The sequence below is a fragment of the Planococcus sp. YIM B11945 genome (assembly GCF_050864155.1).
Taxonomy (GTDB): Bacteria; Bacillota; Bacilli; order Bacillales_A; family Planococcaceae; genus Planococcus.
The window spans coordinates 21242-46215 of record NZ_JBOZWR010000011.1 but is presented as its reverse complement, the minus strand read 5'-3'; the positions used below and the strand labels follow the sequence as shown (position 1 = coordinate 46215).

Below are 24974 nucleotides of genomic sequence, written 5' to 3'. Positions count from 1 at the left end.
AAGAACGTAAAAAACCAGGTCTTCGTTCAGCTCGTCGCGCACCTCAGTTCTCAAAACGCTAATACAGCAATGTTTAAAGCCCTTTTCTCATTACGAGAAGAGGGCTTTTTTTGTGTGCAAAATAGGCTTGTGACCACCGTTTGACCACTGAATTTTCAAAGGGTCATATAGTCGACGAATTTCTTCGTGGTTTCTTGCTTCCGTTCCTTTGTAATATGGGTGTATAAATTCATGGTCGTGTCGAGACGCGCATGTCCCAATCGCTCTTGGACGTCCTTCATGGAGGCGCCAGAGGCAAAGAGCATAGAAGCATGCGTATGACGCAATCCATGGACGCCGATATCCTCTACGCCAATTCTTTTACATAACCGGGCAAGAACATCGTTTGGATAAGCAGATCGCAGGGGCTTAAGGTCCTGACGTGGAAATAAAAACTTATCAACTTTTGGATTCCCATTTACCATCCTTAATTCCTTGTTCATTTTAACCAGCTGTTTCAATAGTTTAAACGTCTGTTCGTCTACTTCCACATCTCGCAAAGAATTTTTGGTTTTCGGCGTCATAAGGAAAAATTCTTTGCTCCGCCAAAAGACCGTACGAGCTACCCGCACGCTATTGGTTTCCTCAATCAAACTAGTCTCTAATAATCCCGATAACTCGCCTTTACGAAGGCCTGAGACGAGAAACAGACGAATCATGAGGTAATCTCTAAAAGGTAGCTCTTGTTCTCCTTTGCTGATCACTTTCTGAAACACGTCCTTTTCCCAGAATTTCATTTCTTTTTCATTGTCGGCTAAGAATTGTTCTTCCTCCATTGGATATTCAATCTGTCCCATTGGATTTTTGAAGAGGTAATCATTTCTCATGGCGTACTTGAATACCAGATTTGCTTGAATTACATAGTCCTTATAAGAAGTCATATGATCAGCCAAATCATTTACGTATTTTTGGCAGTAGGCGCGGGTAATATCTTTCATTTTCAACTTAGCGAAATGCGGCAAGATGTGTTTCCGGAACTTGGATTCCTTCGTATATCGGGTGGATGGCTTGATTTTGCGCTTGTGCTTCTCATACCACTCATTGAATACTTCTTCGAAGGTTATATCCTCTTTTTTCTCCTCGCCTGTCATAAGTTCTCTCAATAGCTTTGCGGCTGCCTTTTCTGCATCGGATTTTCGCTTGAACCCTCTTCTTGTTGTTGATTTTCTATCGCCGGTGGCTGGATCCTTGCCGATATCCATCTTAAATAACCAACGCTCGCCGGATTTCGTCGTATATTTTTGGAATGATGCCACTGTTAAACCTCCTCTTTTCCATCCTTCTTCAAATCGTTGAATAGTAAAAGGTGGTTAGTTATTCAATTTGCCAAGTTCCTGTACGTCGATAGGATTGCCATAAGCATCGCTATACCCCTTAATTTCTCCACATAGCACGCCCTGACGCTTCACAATCCTTTTGAATACCAGAAATACTTCAGTTTCTCCGATACGTCCTGCGCCATTCTGCATAGCTTCTTTAATGTCCATATAGATTTGCTCGCCATTCATCGGAATCCCTCATTTCATTTTTTAAAAAGCCATATTGCGCAAATATTGTTCCAAGCGTTTCTCGGCAAAAACTCGCTCCACTCCAAATTTCTCCATGATCACCCAAACTGCTTCTCGTTCGTATGCCGGCAAGTCCATGCCCTCTAACATAAAAGAGGGGACACAGAGATTGTACGCGAAGTTAATGGCCTTCCATTCCTGCCATTCTCGCATCATAACTGACATTAAGGCTTGGTCTCCTTCGTGCCAAAGATGATGGCACAACTCATGTCCGAACTCCTGCCAGCGTTGATTATCTGGCTTTCGGCTATCCAAAAATATATGACCAGCAATGTACATAGCGTCATACGGCAAATAGTGGAGGACTAAGCCCAATCTGGAGGAAACGGTCTCTGTATTTAATTGATGAGGATGATAAATACTGAGGCGATGTAAGAGCTGCCGTATGTATTCTTCAAGATTGTTATAAGTTCTGCTCATACCACCACTCCTTTTAGAACAAATGTTCCCCTTTATTGTAAATTAAAACCCTACTTTTGAAAAGTAGGGAATAATTTCAAATTTTATTGAGTTAATATCTTAAATTTATTCATTAGAAACTTTTAGTTTAACTCGTTGTTCTTCGCCCATTTGTCCGGTTTCGGTATTCACGGCTCCATTTTCCACTTTCCATGGCGGATCCATGATAAGCGTCAGTTCTTTTGGTTCTGAACCATCTTCTAATGGAATGATAGAATATCCTTCGGCTTCTACTGGACCATAATAAGTTTGGTGGATAGGGTTACCTGTAAGAATACCTGACTCTGGAGATACTTGTTCTTTCGTATCCGTCACGATTGTCATGCCGCCAGAATAGTCTACATCGAACTCGTTGATGTTTTCGGCTTGAGTTGTGATAAGCAAAGCCCGTACTGTTTCTTTTTCTTCAAAGTCATATAGAAATTCTTCAGATGGTTTGAAATCGACTAGGAACGCAGTGAATTCTAAATTGAATCCTTCAAATTCAACGCGAATCATGCCTTCTTCGGTTTCTTGCTTAGGATCTTCTGCTTCATAAAATTGAATAGGATGAGCACTGCCTTCTGCTAATTCAGCAGCGTCCGCATACTCGAGGGAGGCTTCATCTGATTCAGTTTCGGGTTCTTCAACTTCGGTACTTTCCTCAGCTTCTTTTGCAGGCTCAGGTGTCGCTGGTTCAGTTGGTGCCGTCTCTTTTGGTTGATCAACTGGCTGACTCGCTTCTTCTGAACCGCAAGCGCCAAGCAAAAGCATACTGCCTAATCCGAAAAGGAATAATTGCTTTTTCACATGATAGCCTCCTAATAAAGAATGGTTTAATTTATTTAGTATTTGATTCAATAGGGGTTTTATAAATTACTTTTCATCAAGTGTTTTAATTATTTCCCAAGCAGCAAATAGAGCTTCACGTCTTTTTTCAGGACTGTCTTTGTACTCGCTGTATAGCTTGGATATTCGCGGGTCGTTTAGGAATTTTTCGAATTCTTCTTCATCGCTGCGCGGAGATTGTTTCTTTTCGTCACGGCCGAGGAGGTAATCGGTAGAAACATTAAAATAGTCAGCAATTTTTTGTAAAGTTTCATAATCAGGACGTCTTTTTCCTGTTTCGTATTTAGACATCGCATCATACGTGACTCCAAGAGCCTTAGCGAAATCTTCCCTAGAAAGGTTTTCTTTATCCCTCAATTTTCTAATGCGATCATGGACTTCCATTCGTTACACCTCCAACTATTCACTTTGTTTAATTTTATACTATTTGTCCAATGAAAAAATAAAATTGGACAAAATGTATAATTATTGTTGACTTTGGACAAATCGTCCTTTATAGTAAAAACAGATAGACAAAACGTCCAAAAAAAGAGAGGTGAAAAAAATGAGAAAAAAACTTAAGGAATTGAGAGAAGAAAGAAATCTTTCGGTTAAAGAGGCAGCAGAATTCCTTGGTATATCTGAATCCCACTATTACAAAATTGAAAGCGGACTTAGAAGTCCTAATTTCAAGTTAGCTGGTGAATTTGCTAAATTCTTTGGAACTAATGTTGATGAGCTTTTTTTTGGAAACGAATTAGACGAATCGTCTAAAAAGCGAGTAGCCATCTAAGGAAGGGGAGGATTAGCCGAAAGGAATGCTCTTACCAGGGCATCCTAAACCCTTGCTAGGAAATATTATGAAAAGAAAGGGGGCAGGGAGATGGATAAAATGAATATTCTTTCCTTCTTAGAAAAGCTAGATGAACTGGAAGCCCTTATTAAATACTCTTATAAAAATCCAAGAGCATTAGGCGATTCTCTCGATAACCTAAAACAACTGGAATCTTTGCTTTCCGCTTATCCATTTTTAGAAACTGCAGTTCAAATGGCGATTATAAATAATTTCATGTCTACAAGAGAAACAGAATTCGATAAGCATGCTTGGTTTTCTAAAAATTATAAGCATTTGTTGCCAGAGAGTTACGAGCTAACTTACCGTTCGAACGATCCTAAACATATTCCAGACTTTTGGTTGAAAAAATCAGAAACTTTCATTCCGGTAGAAATTAAACTTAAAGCCTTTACGGCCAGCAGCTTAAAGCAACTACAAAGATATATGGATTTTTATAAGTGTGATGAAGGTATTGCTGTCGGTGAAAAAGTAACATGCGATTTACCTGAAAACATTCTTTTCATATCATTCAACAATTCGGAGGTTGAAGCAAATGAACTTATCAGTAATTGAAAAAAGCGGGCAACGCGTTCTGACAACTATGCAACTGGCTGAATCTTTCGGAACTGATAGTAAAACAATCAATCGAAACTTCCAGCGTAATTCAGAAAGGTTCATTGAATCCAAACATTATTTCGCATTGACTGGCAATGACCTTCGGGAGTTTAAAGGGTCACGTCAAATTGACCCCACCCTTAAATATGCTTCTGTGCTTTATTTATGGACTGAAAAAGGCGCTTGGCTATTAGCGAAATCTATTAACTCTGACCAAGCTTGGGATGCTTACGAAATGCTAGTTGATGAATACTATAGAATGCAAAGTCAACTTAAACCTCTCTCAGAAAAAGAGCAGCTGTTGGCCTCGATGAGATTAACGATTGAAATGGCTAATGAAGTTGAGGATGTCAAAAAAGAAGTCACGGAGATTCGCTCGATGGTAGAAAACCAAATCACTTTGGACCACGGGGAGCAGCGGAGATTACAAATAGCGGTTTCAACAAAAGTTTATGAACTGGAGAGCAATCCAAGACTTCGGCCGAAATTGTTCCAGGAGTTATATCGAGAAATCAAGAATCGATTTGGGGTCGCTTCTTATAAAGATGTAAAACGCCAGGAACTACAAACTGCTATCAAATACGTTGATGCTTGGCTGCCTAGGAAGGTTTCCTGAAAGTTGAATGAAAAGGAGAGTGAAAATGGTGAAAACATTTATGACGCGATTAATCTATATCAGCCAAAAAGAGGATGAAAGAGTGAACTCAAAGGATGAAAAAGATAAAAGAAAACAACGCATTGAAAATTACGCACGTTCATTAGGCGACAGAGTGAAGAATGGACAAATCTAACTGTACAAACAAACTGTGAGCCGCATGAGACACAAAGTTAAAAGAAACGGAGGGGAAATCTTATGGAAAAATTTCTAGAAAATTTGAAAGAAGAATTGAACGAAATCAGCGACATTCAACCAATGATAACGGTGAAACGTTCAGATTTAGAAAACTTGATTAAGGCATACGAAAAACCATTATTTTCGAATCGCGAAGAAATTGAAGCAATTATAACGGCGCTTAAATATTACGAGAGTGAATTTGGATCAAATTCTGCTGAACGCCAAGCGCTCTTGACAATGCAGAAATTATAAAAAAGAAGGGACGTGAGGAGCGCCCCTTGAGGAGGGAAGAAACGTGGCAAGACAAATGGTAACCATTGAAAGTCTGGAGGATCAGCTCTTTCAGTTGAAGCTGGAGAAGGCCATTCAAAAAGCTTATGAAAAAGGGATTGAGGATGGGAGGAGCAAGTACTATTACCCGCCAGTTTTAAAAAAGGCGGATCTAGTAACCATCCTGCAGGTTGAAATGCCAACCGTAACGAAGCTCGTCGCGAATCCGACGTTTCCTCGGTTAAAAGATGTAAAAGCTCGGTATCCGCGGGATGAAGTGTTCAAGTGGATCGAGGAAAACACTGACTGTCTCGCTTAACCTTAACTTTATTTTACGAGACAAACATGAATAGAAAAAGATACCTAAACATTCAAAAGGAAGGTGAGGAAATGATAAAAAAATCAGCATTTACAGGGGACGCTGTTGAGAGGTTACTGGCCGCCAATGATATGAGCGGCGAGCAGTTAGCCGGGGATCTTAACATTTCCCCTCAGCACAGCAGCAACATCAAAAACAATCGCCGCACCATGCAGGCGGATATTGCTCGGGAGTCCATTGATATTTATGACCACCCAGCTTATAGCATGGATATTCTCTACGAGTTTTCAGGAGGGTTAACATCACCGGTTTTGCGCGGCAAAAACATTGAGCAGCACCGGCTGGCATTCAGCGCTAACGCTCAACGTGAAATTGAAGAGGGCCTTGAAAAGATTAAGGAAGTCTGTCTTGCAAAACCGCCAAGTTCATTGGATCGAGACGAAAAAGAATCGGTGAAGTCACTGATGGATGAATTACTAGATGCCCGCATTCATACTGACAACCTGCTTATGCAGCTGCAATTGGAATACAAAATATCGATTAAAGACAGAATCAAAGTGCTAGGACCTCAATGGAAAGCGAAAGGATGGTTGCAATAATGTTCATCGAAGCAGGCGAACCACTTTACTTACTTGGATCCATGTTCTTCATCTTTTTCATCGGATTGATGCTTGGGATGTTCTTCGGAAGCTACGAAGAAGACAACAAAAAAACCAATTGACGGCTAGGTCAATCGGCTTTTGATAGAAACTCTGTAATTCAAGTATAGCGAGAGCTTTGGCTCTCGTCAATAAGCCCGGGAACACCACTTCCTGCTTCATCCTTCCGGGCTTATTGATGGGATTCAACCATCAGGAAGAGGTGAAGAAATGAAAGAAGTTAGTGATACGGTTATTGATTTACAAGCTGGAAGCACGGAAATTATTGTTGGCAAAAAGTTTGTTGATATTGGTGACTTGAGTTGGAAATCAGAGCCGAATGGTTCCGAGTGTCTAACATTAAATGAGATTTTTGAACAATTGAAAACACAAAATGTCATTTATGTATGGGTTGAAATGGGATTAAGCGGTGTTATTTACCAGTGTAATAACTACGGTGATGGCAAATGGTATGTGCACGGAACGACAAAGGGCTATGCCTAATTTTTTAGAAAGCAGGGGAACAAATGCCAGCAACAGGTCAAGCAGCAATAGATTTAAAAACATTCGACGCATCCGAAAAGATGGCGGAGATCCGGAACATCATTCAGGTATCGGAGGAAGTCGGAAATATTGCAACCATCTTCGCTTATGAAAGCCTCGGTGACTCGCGTGAAACTCTCTTTATTTGCACGTTACTGAGAAACGATGGGCATCGGGTCGAATATCGCAAAGACATGATTATTGTGAAATCACGAAAGGAGAATGAACATGCGGAAAATTGAAGATTTGCAGGAATACCGCGACAACAAGGATTTGGACCATCGCCTCAGCAAGCTCTCCAGTCACGGGGAGACGCGCATCATTCGAAACATCATCAGCCAGGTTTGCTGGCATGGCCCGATCACACGGGAGTGGTTGGAAAAAGAAATCGAAGACCAAGAAAAGTTGGAAGCTGGAAAGCCTTACACCGCTGAGGATCATCCGATTGAAGATATGTTCGGCTCTGAAATTCAACCCGGCGACAAATGGTTCCAGGATTCAGCTGGCCGGATCGTGCTGGAAGACAACGCTGAGGATTACTTGATTGAAGTAGCGAAGGTTGAATTTTTCCGGGAAATAAAATGAGCCCGCTGTTGGAGCAGCGAGCTCGGTACCTTGAGGCAAGGAATAAAGATTATGTCCTCATTGTAACACAAAACTAGGAGGAATAAAGATGAAACAAGTCCGCATCAACCGCCTGACGCTTTCGAATTTTAAAGGAGTAAAAGCCTTTTCGTTCGATGCAAACGGCTCAGATATTCAAATATACGGCGATAACGCCACTGGAAAAACGACATTATTCGACAGCTTCTTATGGCTTCTCTTCGATAAAGACAGCCAAAACAAAAAAGACTTTTCCATCAAGACATTGGAAAACGGCAAAGCTAAACCAATGCTTGATCACGAAGTCGAATGCGAGCTGCTGGTTGATGGCCAAGCCATTACGCTGCGGAAAGTTTATCGCGAAAAATGGACGAAGACACGCGGATCTGCCGCCAAAGAATTTTCCGGCCATGAAACGGATTACTTCATCGATGGTACGCCCTTGAAAAAGGCGGAGTACAGCAAACGGATTGAAAGCATCATGCCGGAAGAGTTATTTAAGCTTCTGACATCACCATCTTATTTTAACGAACAGGTGAAATGGCAGGACCGCCGGAAGATTTTGCTCCGGGTCTGCGGTGAAGTCTCCAATGATGAAATCTTCAAATCCAATAACGAGCTGAAAGGCTTGGAACTGATTCTGAAAGGAAAGTCGATGGAAGACTTCCAAAAGACCGTGAACGCCCGCAGAAAAGCGATAAACGATGAATTGGACCGGCTACCGATCCGCATCGATGAAATCACTAAATCGATTCCAGCAGGCGACGGAAATCTTCCAGAATTGAAAGCCGAAGTTGCCAAGGTTGATACCGAAATCGAAGAGCTGCAGGCACAAGTCAGCGCCATTAAAAACGGCAACGCTATTTTGATGAAAGAAGGGGAGCTGCAGAAAGTCGAAATGGATATCACAAACTTCCGTCGCGACTTTGAAAGTGACTCGAAAGAAAAAGTGTATCAGTTGCGCGCTAAGCTCCAAGAGGAACAATCGAACCAGCAGACTTTCGTTTCCCGCAAAAAAGAAAAGGAACGCAATATTGCTTACAACAATGAAAATATCAACCGTATTGAACAGAATCTAGCGGCTTTGCGGTCGAAGTGGAAAGAAGTAAACGCCAAACTGCCTGCACATAACACGGAATGCGCTTGTCCGACATGTGGCCAGGAACTTCCGGAAGAGCAAGTGAAAGCGGCAGAAGAAAAAGCACTGGCTGCATTTAATCTTCAAAAATCAAATGAACTTCAAAAAATCAAAGACGAAGGGAACCGCGGCGCTTCGGATAAAAAACTATTCGAAGACGAAAACCAACGTTTCTTAGCTGAAATCGAAGAAATCAACGGTCCTATCGCTTCCAAAGAAAAAGCCATAGCCAAACTCACCGAAGAGCTGAAAGCTGTTGAAGGCAACGTGCAGGACGTATCAGAGAGCCAAAATTATCAAAAACTCTTGAACCGTAAAGAAGATATTCAAATCGCTATTTCAGAATTAAAGGAACGAGCAGAAGATGCTGCGGGCGACATCGGCGATGAGATCGAGGAGCTGAAAGCGAAACGCTCTGCTCTCAATGCAGAAATTGCTGTCTATGCGAATGTCGGCAACTTGCAAGCTCGCATTCAGGATCTGAAGGATCAAGAAGAATTACTCGCTGCTGAATTCGAAAAGCTGGAGCATCACCTATTCCTGACGGAAGAATTTATCCGGGCGAAAGTCAAAATCATGGAAGAGAAAATCAATGCCAAGTTTAAATTCGCTCGTTTCAAGCTGTTTGAAGAGCAAATCAACGGCGGTCTACAGGAAGTCTGCGAAACGTTGTACGATGGCGTCCCATACGGCTCTGGCTTGAATAACGCGGCGAAGATCAACGTCGGGCTAGACATCATCAATACGTTATCTGCGTTCCACGGCATTGAGGCTCCAATCTTCATCGATAACGCCGAAGCGGTCACCAAACTCATTGAAACGGATGCACAGCTTATCAGCTTGATCGTCTCGGAGCCGGACAAAGTATTGCGCATCGAAACACCAAAATTAGAGGAGGCTGTCTAATGCCATTAAAAACCTTTTATGAAATCAATGTAAGTGGACTACCGGTGTATGAAAAATTTGCTTCTTATCCATCTGAAGAAGAGATAGAAAAGGAAATCTATAAGCGCTTTCCCGACGGTTTCATTTACGACCAATATGCGAGACAGAACATCTATCCAAAAGTTCAAGTGAACAAGTTCTACAAACTAGATCAGGAAGAGGAGATTTAATATGACAACGCAACCACAGGAAAACCAAGTCAATCTGCCTGCTGAAAAACAAAATGCTATGGTGACGAGGGTCGCAGAAAAGGTTCAAAGCATGGTGGAAAACAATCAGATCAATATCCCAGAAAACTACTCCATCGTTAACGCAGTTCAAGCGGCGTACTTTAAATTAACAGAAGTCGATTTCAAAAAGAAAACGTCATTAATCGACACTGCAACAAAAGAGAGTGTCGCATTCTCCCTGCAGGATATGGCAATTCAAGCACTGAGCGTTGCGAAGAATCAGGGATACTTCATTGTCTACGGCGATAAGATGCAGTTCATCCGGTCCTATCACGGCACCCAGGCGGTCATTAAACGCATGAGGGGTGTGAAAGATATTTGGGCAAACGTCATCTGGAAAGGTGAGAAGTTCGAAGTTGAATACAACGATCGAGGGCAACTGGCTTTTAAATCCCACGAAGTAGATTGGAAAGCTGCATCCGGAAATAAAGATGACATTGAAGGGGCTTATTGCATTATCGAGCGTGATGATGGGGTTCAGTTTTTGACAGTCATGACCATGGCTGAAATTCAAACATCTTGGTCGCAATCAAGTATGGCAGCCGTACAAAATAAATACCCGCAGGAAATGGCAAAGCGGACCGTTATCAATCGCGCGGCCAAGGCATTTATCAACACTTCAGATGACAGCGATTTGTTCATCGGCGCCATTAATCGCACCACTGAAAACGAGTTTGACAATGAGCGGAAAGAAATCAATCCGGAATATGAAATCAAGCAAAAGGCAAATACTGAATCACTGGATATCAAACCGGAAATTATCGATATGCCAAAAGCTGAGAAACCGGCAGTCGAAGCCCAAACAGAAAAGAAAGCGGAGCCTGTCAAAACTGCAACTGCAGAAGACGATGCTCCACCGTTCTGATGATTGAAATCACGACACTTGCAACTGGTTCGAAGGGGAACTGCTACTACATTACCGATGGCACGACGCCCCTTCTGCTGGAAGCAGGCATCCGGTTTAAAGATATTCAACGGAAACTGAACTTCCAGACCAGACAAATAAAAGGCTGCCTTATCACTCACGAGCACAAGGATCATTGCAGTGGCTTACAGGATGTCCTAAAAGCCGGAATTGATGTCTATCTATCGCCAGGCACAAAAGAGGCCGTAAACATCCAGCATCACCGCTTAAAAGCGATTGAAAATAAAAAGCAATTCACTATCGGCACTTGGACCATTTTACCGTTCGATGTGCAGCACGATGTTTCAGAGCCATTCGGATTTCTATTGGTGAATACGGCAGGAGACAAATTGCTTTTCGCCACTGACACGTATTACATCAAATACCGGTTCGCCGGCCTAACGCACTTGATGGTGGAGTGCAATTACTCGCAGAAGCTATTGGACGAAAATATTTTATCCGGGAGAACACCGAAAGTCTTAAGAAAACGATTGATGCGATCCCACTTCTCTTTGGAGAACGTGAAGGAATTTCTAAAGGCAAATGACTTATCCAAATTAGAGGAAATTTGGCTGCTTCATTTATCGGATTCAAACAGCAACGAAGAGCAGTTTCGTCAAGAGGTAGCGGAGCTTACCGGCAAGATGATTTATATACCTTAAATAGATTTCGATAGGAAGGAGGTACGAGAATGCAAGGCTGGATAAAGATGCACCGCAGAATCACGGATCACGAAATATGGAACGACGTTACCACTTTCCGGCTCTTTACTTTACTTATGTTAAAAGCCTCTCACAAAGACGGAATAAAAATAAGAGGCATTGAAATCAACCGAGGGCAGTACCTCCGTTCCTATTCGAAATTAGCGGAAGACTTGGAATACAAAGAAGGTCGAGGCTATAAAAAAGTAGCGAAAAGCACGATTTTGAGATCTGTTAAGAAATTAGTTGATGAAGGCATGGTGTCGGTTCGCGAAACGGAACACGGAACGGTCTTCACAGTCTGTAAATACCATGAGTACCAAGGGTTTGATGGTGATAGCGAAACGACTAACGAAACGGATAACGAACCTTTAACAGAACGAACCCAGAACGAAGACGCAACGAAGACGCAACAAGAACAAGAACTTAAGAACTTAAGCACTAAAGAACCTTTATCTACTACATCTACAACTACATCTACAACTAGACCAGCAGCTGTTCCGGAAAATGGATTTGCAAAAGCGCTTCAAACATTTGAAGCAAACCTTTGTCGACTGTCTCCACTTCAAATTGAGAGCCTGGGCAAGTGGTTCGACGACTTTAACGAATCATACGAAATTATTGAAGAAGCTATCAAGATAGCGGCCGACCGAAATAAAAAAAATTATGGCTTTGTTGAGTACCTGTTCAAGGAATGGGCGGACAACAAACTCATGACGATCGAGCAGGTCCAATCGCATGAGCGGAACAAATTCAATAAACCAGTTATTCAACAAAGCCCAAGCAATTATCAACCGCGCTCAAATTACCGAAACGGTCCTATGCGTGAAGAGAAACTTCCTGAATGGTTCAACAAGCCAGAGGAAGAACAAGCGTCACAACCAGCTCAGAAAAGCACATACAACATTGAAGCGGAAAAACAAAAGCTGCTTGATAAATTAGCGGCAAGGAAGGGGTCAGGATAGCCGTTAGGTAGGTTCTGACCTCCTAACTAAGCAACATCAAAATTTTTTAACCCTCTACTTCCAATATTTTACCGAAAAAGGTGCAACCCTATCCGGGCCAAAAGTAAGTATAGGGAATTTTCTAACTATTAATAAAGCAATAATTGGCAACTGCATTTCAGCTTTGAAAACTGAGGGAACATGCAAGAGGAAGCACGGCTCGCTTTTGAATTGTTCCACTACTACAAACAGAAAAGAGGACTAAATCATGGCAACAAAAATTATTAATATTGAAACTTTTGCAGATGGCGCAGTAAACGAACGACTAAACTTGGAAATTCAAAAGGTTCTTGAAAATATCAACGACCTTAATACGGATCCGAAGAAGGCACGTACCGTTCAATTAAACATCAAAATTACACCTACTGAAAACCGGCAAACCGCGAGCGTTGACGTTAGCGCAAAAACGACTCTGGCACCAGCCGTCGCAATTCCAGCGACAATCATTCTGGACAAAGATTCTAACGGCAAGGCGACTGCGAAGGAACTAAAAAGTGGCGCAAAAGGACAAATGTACATTGACAAAGATGGCGACGCTGCAACCGATACGGGTGAAAAAGTCGAGGTCAAAAAACCATCTAATGTTGTCGGATTCAAATAAACACCACATATAAAACCAAAAACAGAAAAGAGGAAATTACATGTTAAAAGATTTATTCAACTATTTTAAAGAACACAACCGCCCAGAAATCGTCGAGACAAACGGCCATATTTATTCAACGCGCAGCTTGGAACGTCTGGACATTGAAAAAACCGTCCGTAGCTTGGAAGTTCGCAGCCTATCGGGTTTGATTGATTACATCAAGAGCGATTTCGATACAGAGTGCCCCTTCATGGTTCATGTTGTTAACCCTACAACGGTTCGACTATTTGATGCTTTGAACATCGACAACGACCGCCGAACGTACGTAGAAGCAAATGCCATGCTCCCATCCATTACGTTTGGGCGGTTCATGGACTTGGAATCATTCAATATCCAACTACAGGCAAAATTCGTTTCATCGGAAGACTCGAAGGCGCTGCTGCATATGACTGGATCCATTGTTGAAGACGAAGGGGTCACCACGGAAGATAACGGTGTCAGTCAAAAGGTCATTGCAAAAACAGGTGTTGCTACGCGCGGCGAAGTCGAAGTTCCAAATCCGTGTATCTTACGTCCCATCCGAACATTCGTAGAAATCGCGCAGCCAGAATCATCATTCGTATTGCGGCTGCAAAAAGGACCACAAGCAGCACTATTTGAGGCAGACGGTGGCGCTTGGGAAATATCAGCCATGCATTCAATCAAAGAATATTTGAGCAAGGAATTAGCGGAATTAATCGAAAGCGAAAAAGTTATTGTCATTGCATAAGTTATTAAGGGCCTGTGTAAATGGCCCTCTTTTTTCTAAAAATTCAATTCTCACTTAAAAGAAATGGGGAACGTGCATGAGGAAGCACAAGAATCTTTTAACGGCTGATGAAATCAAGCGCAAAAACTGGATTTATGAACTGGAAGCAATGGGTATCACTTCCGGGCCAAATAACGAACCGCTGCAAGAGTTAGGCTATTACGCCATTCGGGATCTGATGGTTCTTGAAAAAATTCGTCGGGAAGATTGAGGGGGAAAAGAAAATGACTTTTAAAATGACTATTGTAAACACTCGTCACGATTCACATGGAAAACAAGAAGATCGCGTTGTCGTTGAGAATGCACAGCCGGTATCTGGCGGAGCTGAATTATTGAAGTTAATACAAGCGGCTCTTCAAACCAAAGTTGATAAGTCGATCACCATCGAACCATTTGCTTTGGATGGCGAATCACTTGCTGACTTCGCTTTGAATAGGTACAAACCAATTCACGCAAAGACATTTAAATCTCCTGAAGCATCGCCGAAAGTAAGTATCACAGTTGATGCAGAGCAATTAAGAAAAGATGGGAAGCCTTCCATCCCGGCAGAAAAAGTAAAAGAGGCAATAGAAATTGCAGAAGGCCTCCCCAAAACAGTCGAGTTACTCGGTGCAAAAGATAACGGTTTTACAGTTGCCGAGAAGCTTGGATTGGTTATTGATAATCCGCCTGCAGAAATAATCAAAAAGAAGAATGAACAGGAAATTGTTCAAGTTCTGATTCGCTGTTTAGAATGCGGCTATAACGGTACCCATACCACATTCCGCCAAAATAAATTTATTAAATGCAAGTCATGTGGCGAAAAGTTGTTCTTAGATCGCGCTGCTGATGAATGGGGAGAAGAAGACTTCGACGGCAACGTTTATGTCGCGCAGGATCGTTATAAAACCGTTCGGGAACGCTGGGAAGAAAAGAATCTAGCGAAGGAGGAGTCCGAATGAAAAAGACCACACTAATCATCGGAACCCTTTTAGCTGCTGTACTGCTCGCAGGTTGCACGGAAGGAACGGTCATCTACCAGGACAAGGAAATGCCGATCAGCGAAGCACAGGAGCGCATAGCGGACCAACTGGAAGTCGAAAACCCGGACCGCGATTTGGAAGTGACCATTTATGACGAATCCGACGATTGAAATCCCGGAAAACCAAATGGACATCTTCGACATCTTGGATGCTCCAGCGGAAGAGACTGGTCCCGTTTATTTTCAAAAAGAATCAGCGAACTGGCAGCCGGCTAAAAACTTCCCTGCAGAAACAAATTGCCGAGTCGTTGGGATCATCCCAGAAAACGTCTGGGCGCCGAGTGAACGGAAATGGGTTGGCTCTTATCAAGGCCCGGACTGGGGAGAGCAGCAAGATACCTGGAGCGCTTATGTTTGGGCAATCGCCTTGCTGATTCCATATAAGGACCGAGCTGCAGACGATGCAAATGGTTGGGTGGCCGCGGCGGAGATTTTAAAAAAAGCTCGTGATCATAAGACGCTGATCACGTTGGAAGTTTGGGAGCACAATGCGGAGCTCTTCAAGGAGCTGGTAGTCATTGAATATCTTTAAAAAGCTGAAGGACATGTATGGCCGATGGGTGAATAAGCGCCGGCGGCCATCCGGTCCCAACCTTTATTTCTACTTGAACGGCCGGCAGTACCTAATAAAGCGGCGTTGAGTTATCGCGCCTAAAAATGAAAAGGAGAATGAAATATGAAAAAAGTAAAGTATATCGCAACAATGGTCGTGGAATTTGAAGTACAGGAAAACGAAGAAAAGGTTTATTATCCAGAAGGGTTGAATGAGCAGGCGTTGATTGCTGAAATGAAGTCAGATACTTTCTCCGAACTATTCGAAAATGACGTTAAATCTTTTCATGCGGAAGGCTTCCTTATTGAAGATGATGCAGTAATTGCTACTCATAAAGAGAAAATTTTCGAAGATTGTTAATCATAATCCGAACAAATAGCGCGATAAAGGAGGAAATTGGATGAATGCAATTGGCACTCGGATTTCTGTCGCTTGGAACAATCAGTGTGAAGCAATGAAGATTTCGCTTATCGCTGCAGGAAATATTGCTTTTGGGTTGGTGTGGATCCCGTGGATCTAAGAAAGCTGGACCACGAAAAGGAATTTTTGAATCCTGCGACTTGGGCTGAAATGAAACGTCGGAACATGACCGATAGACAAATTATGCAGGCATTTGGCATTCGACAATATTCGGTTTATCAATTCAAAAAGCAACACGGTTTAACGCGAAAATACATGAAAAATAGGTGAACCAATGAAAACCATCTTATTTGAAATCCTGGGCGAACCAGTTGCCCAAGGGAGACCGAGAGCCGGCAAGACATTTGCCGGTAAAACGGTTCTCATTGATCCAGCGAAGTCGAGAGACTTTAAGCAGTACGTTCGGTTGGTGGCAGCAGAACACGCTCCAAAAAAGCTTATAACAGGCCCTATTCACTTAAGTGTCGACATTTACAGACAAGCACCGAAAAAGTACCAGACAAAGCCGAAATTGGACTTAATTGAAAAGGGATTGCTGCGGCCCACAACTAAACCCGATTGCTCCAATTATTTAAAGGGCATCGAAGACGGTTTAAACGGGGTTATGTGGCAAGACGATTCGCAGATCATACAGGTCATTGTTCGGAAGTTCTATAGCCTGACGCCGAAAGTGGTCGTGCATATCTCGTATTTTGAGGAGGAATGAAAGTGATTTATAAAGAAATTTCTTTTCCAGCAGCATTGCAAATGATCGCTGAGGATAATTTAAAAAATTTGTTTTTTGAAAGTGATACGGGTCTGCGCAAAGCGACAGAATCCATGTTCTCTCTACAGACTTTGAAAAAATATAAATGGTTTAAGAAAATTCCGAAAGAAACTGAATTGGCGAAGGAGGAATGAGCATGACCTTAACTATGGTTCTTTGGGCAATCGGTGCAGCAGTCATCTTCGGACTAACCAACGCTTTCGCTTTCAACAGCGGCTTCCGTAAAGGCACAGACAAGGGCTACGAAGCAGGCGTTTCATCAAAAATTCATGAAATGCGCCCCGGCGTTTATCGGGTTGAGTATAAGGAGGACGCGAAATGACTTTGGTATTGAAAATCATCTTAATCATTATCATGTGCATCAGCTTCATGGGAGCCATTGCTGATAAAGAAGTTCGTCAATCGATGACGGCCATCTGCATCGCTTCAATTCTGGCGACGGTTACTGCGTTTATCTGGTTGTAGAGAAAGAGAGGGATGATTTTATGTACGGAATCAAGAACCGGGAACAGGCGCTAGAAATGTTGAGGGATTTAATGGACCACGGTTATCAGTACGTGGTAAGGGACGCAGGGTCAGAATATTTGTCATGCTTTTCCCTACGACCAAAGAAATACAAGGACACAGGATGGGGTTATGTGAACGCAGATGAACCCGGTGCGAAAATGGCTTATCCAGTACGCAATATCGACATAACAGAAATTAACCATACAAACCGTTCTGCGGTGTTAATTTCGGATTTACTTGAATTGTAGTCCAACCATCAGGCGAAGGAGGATCGCCATGAACTACTATCTTTTTGAAGCAAACGATTTCGAATTGAACCTGGTATTTGTGGAAGAGGAACTGCAAACCTTCCGGGAACTTTGGGAGAATGACATCAGCTTGAAAAAGATTGCGAAACAGATGCGGCGTCATCCGTCGGAGATTGCGCTGCTGGTGTTTGATCATGCAGAACGGGAGTTAATCAGGGAACGGCAACAAGGGTTACACGGACATGAAGGAGGAGCTTTTATGCGTATGGAACCGGTAATAATTTCCGAGACAGGGGAACTAAAGTTGGATATAATGGAGTTACCAGAGTCTTGCGTGCTTATCATTTCTCACGGCAAGGCTAAAATTGCTCCACTTCCGAAACATGCTGAAACAAGTATTGTGACGCATGATGGAAAGGTAAGTCGTGTCAGGTTTGATGAGGGGGAAGTATTTTGAATTGGCTTGAAAAATCAATAAATCTTACAGTATTAGATTTGACTATAATAGCGGTGGTTGGGGGATTTGTGGTATATGTACTAAGCAAAATATTCGATTACCTTTTCAACATCATTAGCACAAAATATTCAAAGTCGCTAAGAAAAGTTAGAAGATCTTTAAAGTATAAAAATATAAAAGAGTCGTTTGTAAGAAGAAAAATCCTAAAGTTAGGTTACGATCAAGCTTTATATGTTTTAGTTTCTAACGATGAATTTATGAGAATTCTTTACCCTAACGAACGTAAATATCTCAAAAAACACAAGGCGGAACACGAAGAACAGAGAAATAAAAGCAAAAAAGTCTTTGAGAGTGTTTATGGAAGTAATTCTACTCCCTGGAAATAAATAACTCCCACCAGTCAAACGGAGGACATCATTACAGTTAATTTCGACAAGGGGGAATTATTTTGAACGGCACAAACCTTAAAATATATGCGAATGAAAATGGAGAAATTCAAAAAATAAAAGTACAAAGATTTAAAAAGGAAGAAAAAGTATCGGATTATACAATGAAAGTTGGAAGTAAGCTCATTGTGAATCAATTGAATAAGCAAGCGAAGAAAAACCGTGGAAGAGAAGTAGAAGTTACGGGCTTTAAACGGGACGAAGAACGAAAAGGCCCGCTTAAAGCAAAAGTTAAATACTTAGACAACAATCGGGCGGGGTCTGTTGAAATAGGCGATTTGGATGTTATACAGAATTAAATCCCCTCTAAGTGGGATGAGGGGGAAGAGTATTGTCAAAGCAAGAGTGGATAGATTTAATTGTGGTTATTGCATCTATACTTTCGCCAATTGTGGCACTGGCAACAGCTGTCTATGCTGCAAAGTCTTCTAAAGCTGCACGTATAGCTGCTGATTTAAGTTTGAAAATGTATGAGGAACAAATTCAGGAAAAAGAAAATCAAAAAAAACAACTTTTTCACGTTGAATATCATAAATTATTAAATAGTCTTTACACGATACCGGAATTTGTAAGAAACCATCAAGAAAATAATTTTATTGATGTGCATTACTATAGGTATGAGTTAAAAGAGGCTTATCAAAGTTTTGATAAGGTGAACATTGAGGTTTTTCAATCAGAAGATATCGAATTCATTTTACATGTGAAAAAGAATTTAAAATTTCGGATTGATGAAATCGAAGAGCAAAAAGTGGAGGAATATAAACAATTACTTAGTTTGGCTGGCTTCGTCGAAGAGTTGTTTAGAGTTCTTAAACAAAATAATAAATAGTCCCACCAGTCAACTGGAGGACACTAATTGAGCTTAACAGCTCTTTTGGTGTCCTCTTTTTTATTTCCCAAAAAGGAGAGACAGCGAGATGAGAACAATGCAGCAGCAACTTATAGAAAAAGGGCTCTCAGAAGCTCGTATGCAAGAGAAAGACAATCAGAAGGCGCAGACAAGAAAGCATCCGAAAGAACGCCTCTCCGCATGGGAATGGGCAGAAATTATGGGCAGCAATCGAGATACTTTCAGACGTGTAAAAGGCGGAGCCATACGGCGGAATCGATAGGAGGGAATCGGAATGACGATCTGGGCAGATGAAATGATTTTGCAGTACAAAAAGCACCTTTCGGAATTGAAAAAGAAAGTGGCGAAACTGGATAAAAAGAACCCGCTGCATAAATTGGATTTGACGCAATACAACAGCATGATTGAGGAAATGGAATTTATTTTAAAGTGGCTGGAAACCGGCAGAGATCCAAACAATTACCGCGGCGCAGATAAAAGGGGCATCTACCAGCATCGATCATTCCAAAGCATGGATTTCATTCCGGACATTACCGAGCAGCTTGAAGAAGGGCCGAAGCATCTTTATATGTCGCCGGAAGAGAAAATCATTATGGCGGATATTTTTGCTGCTCTTTCATTTAGGGAACGGCATTGCTACATCCTTCATGTCGGCCGACAGATTAGTGTTGGAAAGATTGCAGAGGGTCTTGGAGTCGGTAAATCAACGGCTCAGAGCTATATTGAACGCGCTAAAAAGAAGATAGCGCAAAGAGTCTCATAATGTTCTTTGCCGTACGCTTGCCGTACGAAGTCGCTATATATGAAGGGGAGAAAAAAGAGGGGATGCGTTCGTGTGAATAGTCCCTCCCACAGCCCCGCAAAATTCGGGTGGTTAATTCATCCTCAAAGGAGTGTTTTGAATGGACAACAAACAGATTCTGGATATGGGAATTGATGTATTGAAATCTATTGATGCTAAGAATATTGAAAATGTGGATATTGATCGTACCGAATATGAAGATGGTTCTGCTACGATTTCCATTAGTGTAACGGCGCCAGCAAAAATTAGAGAATAATGGTTAAAAAGGATTTTATTCCTTCTCTGTAGAATAATTTGTAGAGGGGGTGAAAAAACATGGCAACCAACATATTTTCAAGATTAACTGATCACATGTATAAAAAATGGGGATTGACGACTGATACAGAAGATCAAATTTATTCTTTAGCTGTAATTGAAGGAGATGTGAAGTTCCTTTATGCTAAAAACTTCTTTAAGTCAGAAGCTTCACGAGAGGATGCAATTCTATTTTTATTCGAAGAGAATAGAGTTCGTACTGTTAAATTTTTAGATGATGGATCTATTGCTATAGAGACTTATCCTTTGTCTAGCATTAGAAAGGTTTCTTTGAATCATAAGGACAGAGGGTTTTCTATACTGAAAATTGACTTTGACAAGGATGTTTCCATCACCTTAGACAGTCATTCCGATAGTGACCATAAAAGCGGGGAACTACAAAAGATGATACTAGAAATTTATAAAACTTTATAAAATTTTTTCTAAGCATCTCTCTGGAGGTGCTTTTTATTATGTCTAAAAAAGCGAATAGCGCGAGAGTGGGTGGTAGAAAGATGGCTAAAGGCAAGTATGAAGAATGGTTGTCTGAAGAGGGATTGTTGAGGTTAGAAGGATGGGCGAGAGATGGACTGACGGACGATCAGATTGCTCAGAATATTGGCATCACAAGAAAGACACTGTTCAATTGGCGAGAGAAACACTTACCCATTTTACACGCCCTAAAAAGGGGCAAGGAAGTCGTGGACAGAGAGGTCGAGAACGCGCTGCTTAAACGGGCTCTGGGTTATGACTTTGAGGAAGTAACCATTGTAGCAGTGGAAGTTGGACAAGAAGAATATGATGAGCGGGTCCAAGCGGAAGTGGATGTTTGGAAACAGCAGAATCCTAAATGGACTCAAGAAGAATTGTATCGGTTCATTGGCACCATTCCTCGCTCGAAAGAAGTGGTCAGCAAACGAGTCGTGAAGCAAGTGGCTCCTGATGTGACCGCTCAAATCTTCTGGCTGAAAAACCGCAAGCCTGGACAATGGCGTGACAAGCAAGAAATCGAGCATAGTGGCGGATTGGAAAACAAGCTGGATCTCTCCGGCCTGTCTGTCGAGGAGTTGAGGAAACTTGCTCAAACTGACGGATAAGCAGCGGGAAGAGATTGCTAGACAAGCACAGGCAGAACTGGCTCGCCGCTCCTATCGGGATTATGTGGTCCATGTTCATCGCGGTAATTATAAGCACTTCCGCCATACTGAATATATTGCCGAACGGTTGGAACCGATTGCTCAAGGCAAACAGAAATATATGTTTATCGAAATGCCGCCGCGGCATGGTAAATCAATGACCGTTACCGAAAGCTTTCCGAGCTATTACCTTTCCAAGCGTCCGGAGAAGCGGGTTATTGCTGCTTCTTATTCGGATACATTGGCCAAGAAGTTTGGTCGTTTGAATCGAGCAAAGCTTGAAGAATATGGACCAGAGTTATTTGATGTGGGACTGTCGCAAATCAATGCTTCGCAAAGTAACTGGGATGTCGCAGGCTTTGGCGGCGGGATGATTTCAACTGGTATCGGCGGCTCCATTACAGGGCAAGGGGCGGACCTCTTAATCATCGATGACCCGTTTAAAAACTCGGAAGCGGCAAACTCTCAAACCATTCGAGACAAGGTATGGGATGAGTGGGAATCCACATTATCCACACGTTTACACAAAAACGCATCAGTCATCGTCATTATGACGCGCTGGCATGAAGATGATTTAATCGGTCGCTTGCTCGAACGTTCTCCATACGATTGGGAGCGGATTCGCATGCCGGCCATTGCAGAAGATGAAGATGATTTGCTCGGCCGGAAGGTTGGCGAGGCACTTTGCGCAGAGCTCGGCTATGACGAGAAATGGGCAAAAGATAAGATGACTGAAGTTGGTACCCGGACTTGGAACGCGCTATATCAGCAGCGTCCCGCTCCGGCAGGCGGTACTATCTTCAAGCGGGGTTGGTGGAAGTTCTATAAAGTTCCTCCTGCTCGTTTTGATGAAATCATTCAATCTTGGGATTGCACATTCAAGGATGCTGAAACTTCCGACTTTGTTTCTGGCCAAGTATGGGGACGAATTGGAGCGGATAAGTATCTGCTAGATCGAGTGAAAGAGAGAATGGGACTCAAAGCTACAATGCAGGCGATTCGCACAATGTCAGCCAAATGGCCGCAAGCCAGAGCTAAGTTGGTGGAGGACAAGGCAAACGGCACCGCAGTTATTGAAATGCTGAAAAGTGAAATACCTGGACTCATTCCAGTAGAACCAAAAGGCGGGAAAGTAGTCCGGGCTCAAGCAGTTGCACCAGAGGTGGAGGCAGGCAATGTGTACCTTCCTGATGGTTCTATTGCTCCTTGGATACATGACTATATTGGGGAATTCAGTACTTTTCCGTTCGGCAAGAACGATGATGATGTCGATAGCATGACGCAAGCATTATCGCGTTGGCATGAACCGCCAGAAGAAAGAAAATATGTGCTGCCGCCAATGATTCGCGGCATTAAGAGGGGAGGCAACTAATTGGGATTCCTAGATTGGATTAGACCACAAAGAAAACAAGGGCTTCGAAATAGAGTAAGAGCTGCTGTGGGCGATGCGAAACGGTCAAAACAAACCGAATACAAATGGGAGCAACAGTGGGGCCTTTACGAAAAGGTATTGAGCCGGAAATCGTACAGCTCAAAGGAAATCATCGATAGTTTACGCGTTATCCGGGATTTGAACCCGGATGCCAGCATGGCTATGTGGAACTTGCAGCGGTTGGTGAATAGCGGCTTTGAAGTGGAAGCGCTACGCCCCGATGGAACGGTTGATGATGCCATGACGGAAGAGCTCGAAGCTTTGGCTAAGCGTGTCGGTTCTCTTTATGGCGGCGGCATGGATCAGCTTGTAGGCGTTTGGACGATGGCCGGCTATACGAGCGGCGGCTTTGCTGCAGAAGTGGAATTGACGGAGAACCTGGATGATGTAGCGGAAATTCATGTTGTCGAAGCAACCTCTATTGATTTCATGCGGAACAAAGAAGGTAAAGTTGAAATGGTACAGCGGCAGTCTGACGGATCACTCAAAGTGTTGAATCCGGAGACTGTTTTTTATTATCCGCTGGATCCGGATGTCGGAGATCCATACGGCCGGTCGCCGCTCCTGCCGATTTTGCAGATTGTCTTTTTCCAGGTGCAGGTGCTTCGCGATCTCCAAAAGGTGATACATCATCAAGGGTATGAACGTTTTGATATTTCCATTGTTGAAGAGTCCGTAATGAAGGCAATTCCTGCCGAAATGCAACACGATGATAAATTAGTTGCGGAGTTCGTGTCAGAGTTTGTCGCAAGTGTCGATGAGAGTTTTTCTAAGCTCGAGCCGGATGCGGATTTCATTCATACCGATTCTGTAAAGGTCACGACTGCAGGCGGAGCGGGTGGCAAGTCGATGGACGCGACTCGAGTAATCGAAGTGATCAATCAGCAAATCGTTTCCGCTCTGAAGATGCTGCCGATTCTCTTAGGGCGCAATGAAGGCACAACTGAAACACATGGGACCGTCCAATGGCAAATATTCGTAGCGGGTGTGAAAAGCATTCAGCGAACGATTAAGCGCCTGCAGGAGCGGTCTTTTAACGTTTACCTACAAATCAAAGGGTTTCAAGGTCGAGCCCGCGTCACATTCAATGATATTCCGGTACGTAATGAACAGCAGGAAGCAGAAGCAGAGCAAACCCGCACGAATACGAAAATCATTCAAGTGCAGCAGGGCTGGATTGATAACGATGAAGCAGCTAATGCCATTGTTGGCCATGATGCAGTGGGAGCGGTGCAATCTACCAGTAATCCTGTTCTTGATCAGTTCCGGCCGCCAACCAATAGTGCTCGAATGATGGGAAAGACCAGAGCCGATGAAGATGCAGGCGACGACAGCAATTTAGCCTTCTTCGGCGGGACGGAAGAACCGTGGGCGGAGTCGGTCGCCGCGCTCACAGACCAAGCAGAGGACGCATTCAGCCGCTTCTTGGCATTTCAAGCAGAAACATATGTGGAGCGATTAAAGAAAGCGGGAACGCCGCCTACTCGAATCTTAGTTGAAGCTAGTCGAGGAGTAGCAGCGGGAGCGGGTTCGAAAGCTTTTAGGGAATGGGTTGAGAACAACATTCTTTTCGGCCGCTCCGAGCAATTAGGATTGTGGGATGAATTGGGGCGGGATTGGATGCAGCTGGCCGCGCTTGAAGCAGGGGAATTTAACGTCCTGTCATTTGATGCCGATGTTAATTTCAATCCTTATGACGAGAATCTTATGCGATCTCTTAGTGACCGCTCCCGCCGTACTGCCGAACTGATCCAGGATGTCACCGACGAGGACGTCATCATGGAATTATGGGACGTTGTAGCCGATGGTAAGTACAGCATCAATAAAGGGGCTGCCGCTATTCGTGAATCACATGGATTCAGCAAGAATAGAGCCAAGGTGATTGCCCGTACCGAAATGATTGGAGCGGCCCGAACCGGTCAGTTCCATTCCGACAAACAAAGCGGCATGGTTATTGGCAAGACGTGGAAAGCCGCGCTTCAGGACCGTACAAGACCCGGCCATCAAAAAGCGAATGAACAGACGGTTCCTTTCGAGGAGCCTTTTGTCGTTGAGAATAGAAAAGGTGAAGAGGAGCAGCTGCTTCATCCGGGGGATTCTTCTCTCGGGGCTACTGCTTCCAATCTGATTCAATGTCGCTGTTGGTATAAGCGGATTCTTGAAGGCGAAGAAGATAAATTGAAGGGAGGTGAATAAAT

At 43.0% G+C, this 24974-nt stretch carries 44 protein-coding genes; 39 read left to right on the top strand and 5 right to left on the bottom strand.

Translation table 11 applies throughout. The annotated features are described in order from the left end of the window. Positions 1 to 62, top strand: a 62-nt coding sequence (gene rpsI / locus ACRRQV_RS17665; RefSeq protein ID WP_432533488.1) for a 30S ribosomal protein S9, incomplete at its 5' end; no start/stop codon positions are given. A 93-nt stretch (positions 63 to 155) separates the two neighbouring features. Here rpsI and ACRRQV_RS17660 read toward each other — a convergent pair. From ACRRQV_RS17660 to ACRRQV_RS17640, 5 genes are all read right to left on the bottom strand, one after another. Further along, positions 156 to 1295, bottom strand: a complete 1140-nt coding sequence (locus ACRRQV_RS17660; RefSeq protein WP_432533485.1) for a tyrosine-type recombinase/integrase — start codon at positions 1293 to 1295, stop codon at positions 156 to 158. Positions 1296 to 1349: 54 nt separating this feature from the next. Then, a complete protein-coding gene (locus ACRRQV_RS17655; protein WP_432533482.1) occupies positions 1350 to 1547 on the bottom strand; it encodes a hypothetical protein in 198 nt (65 codons plus the stop codon). Between the two features lie 21 nt (positions 1548 to 1568). After that, positions 1569 to 2027, bottom strand: coding sequence for an ImmA/IrrE family metallo-endopeptidase (locus ACRRQV_RS17650; RefSeq protein WP_432533479.1), 459 nt, complete (start codon positions 2025 to 2027; stop codon positions 1569 to 1571). Positions 2028 to 2132: 105 nt separating this feature from the next. Further along, positions 2133 to 2855: a hypothetical protein gene (locus ACRRQV_RS17645; protein WP_432533476.1), complete on the bottom strand. Its 723-nt coding sequence runs from the start codon at positions 2853 to 2855 to the stop codon at positions 2133 to 2135. 66 nt (positions 2856 to 2921) lie between these two features. Continuing rightward, positions 2922 to 3278 (bottom strand): helix-turn-helix domain-containing protein, encoded by a 357-nt coding sequence (locus tag ACRRQV_RS17640; protein ID WP_432533473.1) that lies wholly within the window; start codon positions 3276 to 3278, stop codon positions 2922 to 2924. Positions 3279 to 3438: 160 nt separating this feature from the next. Here ACRRQV_RS17640 and ACRRQV_RS17635 point away from each other — a divergent pair, with 160 nt between their 5' ends. The 38 genes from ACRRQV_RS17635 (at position 3439) to ACRRQV_RS17450 (ending at position 24972) form a co-directional block, all read left to right on the top strand. Then, complete coding sequence (locus ACRRQV_RS17635) at positions 3439 to 3666, top strand: helix-turn-helix transcriptional regulator (protein ID WP_432533470.1); 228 nt, start codon at positions 3439 to 3441, stop codon at positions 3664 to 3666. Between the two features lie 90 nt (positions 3667 to 3756). Further along, the gene (locus ACRRQV_RS17630; protein WP_432533467.1) at positions 3757 to 4281 is read left to right on the top strand and encodes a hypothetical protein; all 525 of its coding nucleotides are present in this window, start codon (positions 3757 to 3759) and stop codon (positions 4279 to 4281) included. Next, a complete protein-coding gene (locus ACRRQV_RS17625) occupies positions 4262 to 4939 on the top strand; it encodes an ORF6N domain-containing protein (protein WP_432533464.1) in 678 nt (225 codons plus the stop codon). The genes ACRRQV_RS17630 and ACRRQV_RS17625 overlap by 20 nt, the downstream gene beginning before the upstream one ends. A gap of 25 nt (positions 4940 to 4964) precedes the next feature. Further along, positions 4965 to 5114: a hypothetical protein gene (locus ACRRQV_RS17620; RefSeq protein ID WP_432533461.1), complete on the top strand. Its 150-nt coding sequence runs from the start codon at positions 4965 to 4967 to the stop codon at positions 5112 to 5114. 62 nt (positions 5115 to 5176) lie between these two features. Continuing rightward, a complete protein-coding gene (locus tag ACRRQV_RS17615) occupies positions 5177 to 5410 on the top strand; it encodes a hypothetical protein (RefSeq protein ID WP_432533458.1) in 234 nt (77 codons plus the stop codon). Between the two features lie 43 nt (positions 5411 to 5453). Then, a complete protein-coding gene (locus tag ACRRQV_RS17610; protein ID WP_432533455.1) occupies positions 5454 to 5747 on the top strand; it encodes a hypothetical protein in 294 nt (97 codons plus the stop codon). A 71-nt stretch (positions 5748 to 5818) separates the two neighbouring features. After that, positions 5819 to 6346 carry a hypothetical protein gene (locus ACRRQV_RS17605; RefSeq protein WP_432533452.1) on the top strand — a complete coding sequence of 176 codons (528 nt, stop codon included), beginning with the start codon at positions 5819 to 5821 and terminating at the stop codon, positions 6344 to 6346. Continuing rightward, a complete protein-coding gene (locus ACRRQV_RS17600) occupies positions 6334 to 6468 on the top strand; it encodes a hypothetical protein (protein WP_432533449.1) in 135 nt (44 codons plus the stop codon). Before ACRRQV_RS17605 ends, ACRRQV_RS17600 begins: the two co-directional genes overlap by 13 nt. 148 nt (positions 6469 to 6616) lie before the next feature. After that, complete coding sequence (locus tag ACRRQV_RS17595; protein WP_432533446.1) at positions 6617 to 6889, top strand: hypothetical protein; 273 nt, start codon at positions 6617 to 6619, stop codon at positions 6887 to 6889. 23 nt (positions 6890 to 6912) lie between these two features. Further along, positions 6913 to 7170 (top strand): hypothetical protein, encoded by a 258-nt coding sequence (locus tag ACRRQV_RS17590; protein WP_432533443.1) that lies wholly within the window; start codon positions 6913 to 6915, stop codon positions 7168 to 7170. Beyond that, on the top strand, positions 7157 to 7513 hold the full coding sequence (locus ACRRQV_RS17585) for a YqaI family protein (RefSeq protein ID WP_432533440.1): 357 nt from the start codon (positions 7157 to 7159) through the stop codon (positions 7511 to 7513). Before ACRRQV_RS17590 ends, ACRRQV_RS17585 begins: the two co-directional genes overlap by 14 nt. 88 nt (positions 7514 to 7601) lie before the next feature. Continuing rightward, on the top strand, positions 7602 to 9575 hold the full coding sequence (locus tag ACRRQV_RS17580) for an AAA family ATPase (RefSeq protein ID WP_432533437.1): 1974 nt from the start codon (positions 7602 to 7604) through the stop codon (positions 9573 to 9575). Further along, on the top strand, positions 9575 to 9784 hold the full coding sequence (locus ACRRQV_RS17575) for a hypothetical protein (protein WP_432533434.1): 210 nt from the start codon (positions 9575 to 9577) through the stop codon (positions 9782 to 9784). The genes ACRRQV_RS17580 and ACRRQV_RS17575 overlap by 1 nt, the downstream gene beginning before the upstream one ends. Position 9785: 1 nt before the next feature. Continuing rightward, positions 9786 to 10709, top strand: a complete 924-nt coding sequence (locus tag ACRRQV_RS17570) for a recombinase RecT (RefSeq protein WP_432533431.1) — start codon at positions 9786 to 9788, stop codon at positions 10707 to 10709. Further along, entirely contained in the window at positions 10709 to 11410 is a 702-nt protein-coding gene (locus tag ACRRQV_RS17565) for an MBL fold metallo-hydrolase (RefSeq protein ID WP_432533428.1), read from the top strand. Before ACRRQV_RS17570 ends, ACRRQV_RS17565 begins: the two co-directional genes overlap by 1 nt. Before the next feature lie 29 nt (positions 11411 to 11439). Continuing rightward, complete coding sequence (locus ACRRQV_RS17560) at positions 11440 to 12414, top strand: DnaD domain protein (RefSeq protein WP_432533425.1); 975 nt, start codon at positions 11440 to 11442, stop codon at positions 12412 to 12414. Positions 12415 to 12661: 247 nt separating this feature from the next. Continuing rightward, positions 12662 to 13054: a replication terminator protein gene (locus ACRRQV_RS17555; protein WP_432533422.1), complete on the top strand. Its 393-nt coding sequence runs from the start codon at positions 12662 to 12664 to the stop codon at positions 13052 to 13054. Positions 13055 to 13094: 40 nt separating this feature from the next. Next, a complete protein-coding gene (locus tag ACRRQV_RS17550; RefSeq protein ID WP_432533419.1) occupies positions 13095 to 13805 on the top strand; it encodes a hypothetical protein in 711 nt (236 codons plus the stop codon). 76 nt (positions 13806 to 13881) lie between these two features. After that, entirely contained in the window at positions 13882 to 14055 is a 174-nt protein-coding gene (locus ACRRQV_RS17545; protein WP_432533416.1) for a hypothetical protein, read from the top strand. A 13-nt stretch (positions 14056 to 14068) separates the two neighbouring features. After that, positions 14069 to 14785, top strand: a complete 717-nt coding sequence (locus ACRRQV_RS17540; protein WP_432533413.1) for a hypothetical protein — start codon at positions 14069 to 14071, stop codon at positions 14783 to 14785. Further along, on the top strand, positions 14782 to 14976 hold the full coding sequence (locus tag ACRRQV_RS17535; protein WP_432533410.1) for a hypothetical protein: 195 nt from the start codon (positions 14782 to 14784) through the stop codon (positions 14974 to 14976). Before ACRRQV_RS17540 ends, ACRRQV_RS17535 begins: the two co-directional genes overlap by 4 nt. Further along, positions 14957 to 15397, top strand: coding sequence for a hypothetical protein (locus tag ACRRQV_RS17530; protein ID WP_432533407.1), 441 nt, complete (start codon positions 14957 to 14959; stop codon positions 15395 to 15397). The genes ACRRQV_RS17535 and ACRRQV_RS17530 overlap by 20 nt, the downstream gene beginning before the upstream one ends. 144 nt (positions 15398 to 15541) lie before the next feature. Continuing rightward, positions 15542 to 15778: a hypothetical protein gene (locus ACRRQV_RS17525; protein ID WP_432533404.1), complete on the top strand. Its 237-nt coding sequence runs from the start codon at positions 15542 to 15544 to the stop codon at positions 15776 to 15778. Between the two features lie 334 nt (positions 15779 to 16112). Beyond that, positions 16113 to 16544: a RusA family crossover junction endodeoxyribonuclease gene (locus tag ACRRQV_RS17520; RefSeq protein ID WP_432533401.1), complete on the top strand. Its 432-nt coding sequence runs from the start codon at positions 16113 to 16115 to the stop codon at positions 16542 to 16544. 2 nt (positions 16545 to 16546) lie between these two features. Next, entirely contained in the window at positions 16547 to 16738 is a 192-nt protein-coding gene (locus ACRRQV_RS17515) for a hypothetical protein (protein WP_432533398.1), read from the top strand. 2 nt (positions 16739 to 16740) lie between these two features. Further along, complete coding sequence (locus tag ACRRQV_RS17510; RefSeq protein ID WP_432533395.1) at positions 16741 to 16926, top strand: hypothetical protein; 186 nt, start codon at positions 16741 to 16743, stop codon at positions 16924 to 16926. Further along, positions 16923 to 17069: a hypothetical protein gene (locus ACRRQV_RS17505; RefSeq protein WP_432533392.1), complete on the top strand. Its 147-nt coding sequence runs from the start codon at positions 16923 to 16925 to the stop codon at positions 17067 to 17069. The genes ACRRQV_RS17510 and ACRRQV_RS17505 overlap by 4 nt, the downstream gene beginning before the upstream one ends. A 318-nt stretch (positions 17070 to 17387) precedes the next feature. After that, on the top strand, positions 17388 to 17816 hold the full coding sequence (locus ACRRQV_RS17500) for an XtrA/YqaO family protein (protein WP_432533389.1): 429 nt from the start codon (positions 17388 to 17390) through the stop codon (positions 17814 to 17816). Then, entirely contained in the window at positions 17813 to 18202 is a 390-nt protein-coding gene (locus ACRRQV_RS17495; protein ID WP_432533386.1) for a hypothetical protein, read from the top strand. Before ACRRQV_RS17500 ends, ACRRQV_RS17495 begins: the two co-directional genes overlap by 4 nt. Before the next feature lie 62 nt (positions 18203 to 18264). Further along, positions 18265 to 18561, top strand: a complete 297-nt coding sequence (locus ACRRQV_RS17490; RefSeq protein WP_432533383.1) for a hypothetical protein — start codon at positions 18265 to 18267, stop codon at positions 18559 to 18561. A 32-nt stretch (positions 18562 to 18593) separates the two neighbouring features. Continuing rightward, positions 18594 to 19091, top strand: a complete 498-nt coding sequence (locus ACRRQV_RS17485; RefSeq protein WP_432533380.1) for a hypothetical protein — start codon at positions 18594 to 18596, stop codon at positions 19089 to 19091. An 88-nt stretch (positions 19092 to 19179) separates the two neighbouring features. Further along, a complete protein-coding gene (locus ACRRQV_RS17480; protein ID WP_432533377.1) occupies positions 19180 to 19374 on the top strand; it encodes a hypothetical protein in 195 nt (64 codons plus the stop codon). 12 nt (positions 19375 to 19386) lie between these two features. Beyond that, on the top strand, positions 19387 to 19875 hold the full coding sequence (locus ACRRQV_RS17475; protein ID WP_432533374.1) for a helix-turn-helix domain-containing protein: 489 nt from the start codon (positions 19387 to 19389) through the stop codon (positions 19873 to 19875). A 139-nt stretch (positions 19876 to 20014) separates the two neighbouring features. Then, entirely contained in the window at positions 20015 to 20170 is a 156-nt protein-coding gene (locus ACRRQV_RS17470; protein ID WP_432533371.1) for a hypothetical protein, read from the top strand. A gap of 59 nt (positions 20171 to 20229) precedes the next feature. Then, positions 20230 to 20643: a DUF3908 family protein gene (locus tag ACRRQV_RS17465; protein WP_432533368.1), complete on the top strand. Its 414-nt coding sequence runs from the start codon at positions 20230 to 20232 to the stop codon at positions 20641 to 20643. A gap of 80 nt (positions 20644 to 20723) precedes the next feature. Further along, positions 20724 to 21305, top strand: a complete 582-nt coding sequence (locus tag ACRRQV_RS17460; protein ID WP_432533365.1) for a helix-turn-helix domain-containing protein — start codon at positions 20724 to 20726, stop codon at positions 21303 to 21305. After that, complete coding sequence (gene terL / locus ACRRQV_RS17455) at positions 21286 to 22716, top strand: phage terminase large subunit (RefSeq protein ID WP_432533362.1); 1431 nt, start codon at positions 21286 to 21288, stop codon at positions 22714 to 22716. Before ACRRQV_RS17460 ends, terL begins: the two co-directional genes overlap by 20 nt. Positions 22717 to 22782: 66 nt before the next feature. Next, on the top strand, positions 22783 to 24972 hold the full coding sequence (locus ACRRQV_RS17450; protein ID WP_432533359.1) for a phage minor head protein: 2190 nt from the start codon (positions 22783 to 22785) through the stop codon (positions 24970 to 24972). Positions 24973 to 24974 lie beyond the last annotated feature (2 nt).

Coding starts and splice junctions, on each gene's coding strand:
- ACRRQV_RS17655 (WP_432533482.1), bottom strand. CDS start 1,547: ATGAATGGCGAGCAAATCTATATGGACATTAAAGAAGCTATGCAGAAT.
- ACRRQV_RS17650 (WP_432533479.1), bottom strand. CDS start 2,027: ATGAGCAGAACTTATAACAATCTTGAAGAATACATACGGCAGCTCTTA.
- ACRRQV_RS17640 (WP_432533473.1), bottom strand. CDS start 3,278: ATGGAAGTCCATGATCGCATTAGAAAATTGAGGGATAAAGAAAACCTT.
- ACRRQV_RS17635 (WP_432533470.1), top strand. CDS start 3,439: ATGAGAAAAAAACTTAAGGAATTGAGAGAAGAAAGAAATCTTTCGGTT.
- ACRRQV_RS17630 (WP_432533467.1), top strand. CDS start 3,757: ATGGATAAAATGAATATTCTTTCCTTCTTAGAAAAGCTAGATGAACTG.
- ACRRQV_RS17625 (WP_432533464.1), top strand. CDS start 4,262: ATGAACTTATCAGTAATTGAAAAAAGCGGGCAACGCGTTCTGACAACT.
- ACRRQV_RS17620 (WP_432533461.1), top strand. CDS start 4,965: ATGGTGAAAACATTTATGACGCGATTAATCTATATCAGCCAAAAAGAG.
- ACRRQV_RS17615 (WP_432533458.1), top strand. CDS start 5,177: ATGGAAAAATTTCTAGAAAATTTGAAAGAAGAATTGAACGAAATCAGC.
- ACRRQV_RS17605 (WP_432533452.1), top strand. CDS start 5,819: ATGATAAAAAAATCAGCATTTACAGGGGACGCTGTTGAGAGGTTACTG.
- ACRRQV_RS17600 (WP_432533449.1), top strand. CDS start 6,334: ATGGTTGCAATAATGTTCATCGAAGCAGGCGAACCACTTTACTTACTT.
- ACRRQV_RS17595 (WP_432533446.1), top strand. CDS start 6,617: ATGAAAGAAGTTAGTGATACGGTTATTGATTTACAAGCTGGAAGCACG.
- ACRRQV_RS17590 (WP_432533443.1), top strand. CDS start 6,913: ATGCCAGCAACAGGTCAAGCAGCAATAGATTTAAAAACATTCGACGCA.
- ACRRQV_RS17585 (WP_432533440.1), top strand. CDS start 7,157: ATGCGGAAAATTGAAGATTTGCAGGAATACCGCGACAACAAGGATTTG.
- ACRRQV_RS17580 (WP_432533437.1), top strand. CDS start 7,602: ATGAAACAAGTCCGCATCAACCGCCTGACGCTTTCGAATTTTAAAGGA.
- ACRRQV_RS17575 (WP_432533434.1), top strand. CDS start 9,575: ATGCCATTAAAAACCTTTTATGAAATCAATGTAAGTGGACTACCGGTG.
- ACRRQV_RS17570 (WP_432533431.1), top strand. CDS start 9,786: ATGACAACGCAACCACAGGAAAACCAAGTCAATCTGCCTGCTGAAAAA.
- ACRRQV_RS17565 (WP_432533428.1), top strand. CDS start 10,709: ATGATTGAAATCACGACACTTGCAACTGGTTCGAAGGGGAACTGCTAC.
- ACRRQV_RS17560 (WP_432533425.1), top strand. CDS start 11,440: ATGCAAGGCTGGATAAAGATGCACCGCAGAATCACGGATCACGAAATA.
- ACRRQV_RS17555 (WP_432533422.1), top strand. CDS start 12,662: ATGGCAACAAAAATTATTAATATTGAAACTTTTGCAGATGGCGCAGTA.
- ACRRQV_RS17550 (WP_432533419.1), top strand. CDS start 13,095: ATGTTAAAAGATTTATTCAACTATTTTAAAGAACACAACCGCCCAGAA.
- ACRRQV_RS17545 (WP_432533416.1), top strand. CDS start 13,882: ATGAGGAAGCACAAGAATCTTTTAACGGCTGATGAAATCAAGCGCAAA.
- ACRRQV_RS17540 (WP_432533413.1), top strand. CDS start 14,069: ATGACTTTTAAAATGACTATTGTAAACACTCGTCACGATTCACATGGA.
- ACRRQV_RS17535 (WP_432533410.1), top strand. CDS start 14,782: ATGAAAAAGACCACACTAATCATCGGAACCCTTTTAGCTGCTGTACTG.
- ACRRQV_RS17530 (WP_432533407.1), top strand. CDS start 14,957: ATGACGAATCCGACGATTGAAATCCCGGAAAACCAAATGGACATCTTC.
- ACRRQV_RS17525 (WP_432533404.1), top strand. CDS start 15,542: ATGAAAAAAGTAAAGTATATCGCAACAATGGTCGTGGAATTTGAAGTA.
- ACRRQV_RS17520 (WP_432533401.1), top strand. CDS start 16,113: ATGAAAACCATCTTATTTGAAATCCTGGGCGAACCAGTTGCCCAAGGG.
- ACRRQV_RS17510 (WP_432533395.1), top strand. CDS start 16,741: ATGACCTTAACTATGGTTCTTTGGGCAATCGGTGCAGCAGTCATCTTC.
- ACRRQV_RS17505 (WP_432533392.1), top strand. CDS start 16,923: ATGACTTTGGTATTGAAAATCATCTTAATCATTATCATGTGCATCAGC.
- ACRRQV_RS17500 (WP_432533389.1), top strand. CDS start 17,388: ATGAACTACTATCTTTTTGAAGCAAACGATTTCGAATTGAACCTGGTA.
- ACRRQV_RS17480 (WP_432533377.1), top strand. CDS start 19,180: ATGAGAACAATGCAGCAGCAACTTATAGAAAAAGGGCTCTCAGAAGCT.
- ACRRQV_RS17475 (WP_432533374.1), top strand. CDS start 19,387: ATGACGATCTGGGCAGATGAAATGATTTTGCAGTACAAAAAGCACCTT.
- ACRRQV_RS17470 (WP_432533371.1), top strand. CDS start 20,015: ATGGACAACAAACAGATTCTGGATATGGGAATTGATGTATTGAAATCT.
- ACRRQV_RS17465 (WP_432533368.1), top strand. CDS start 20,230: ATGGCAACCAACATATTTTCAAGATTAACTGATCACATGTATAAAAAA.
- ACRRQV_RS17460 (WP_432533365.1), top strand. CDS start 20,724: ATGGCTAAAGGCAAGTATGAAGAATGGTTGTCTGAAGAGGGATTGTTG.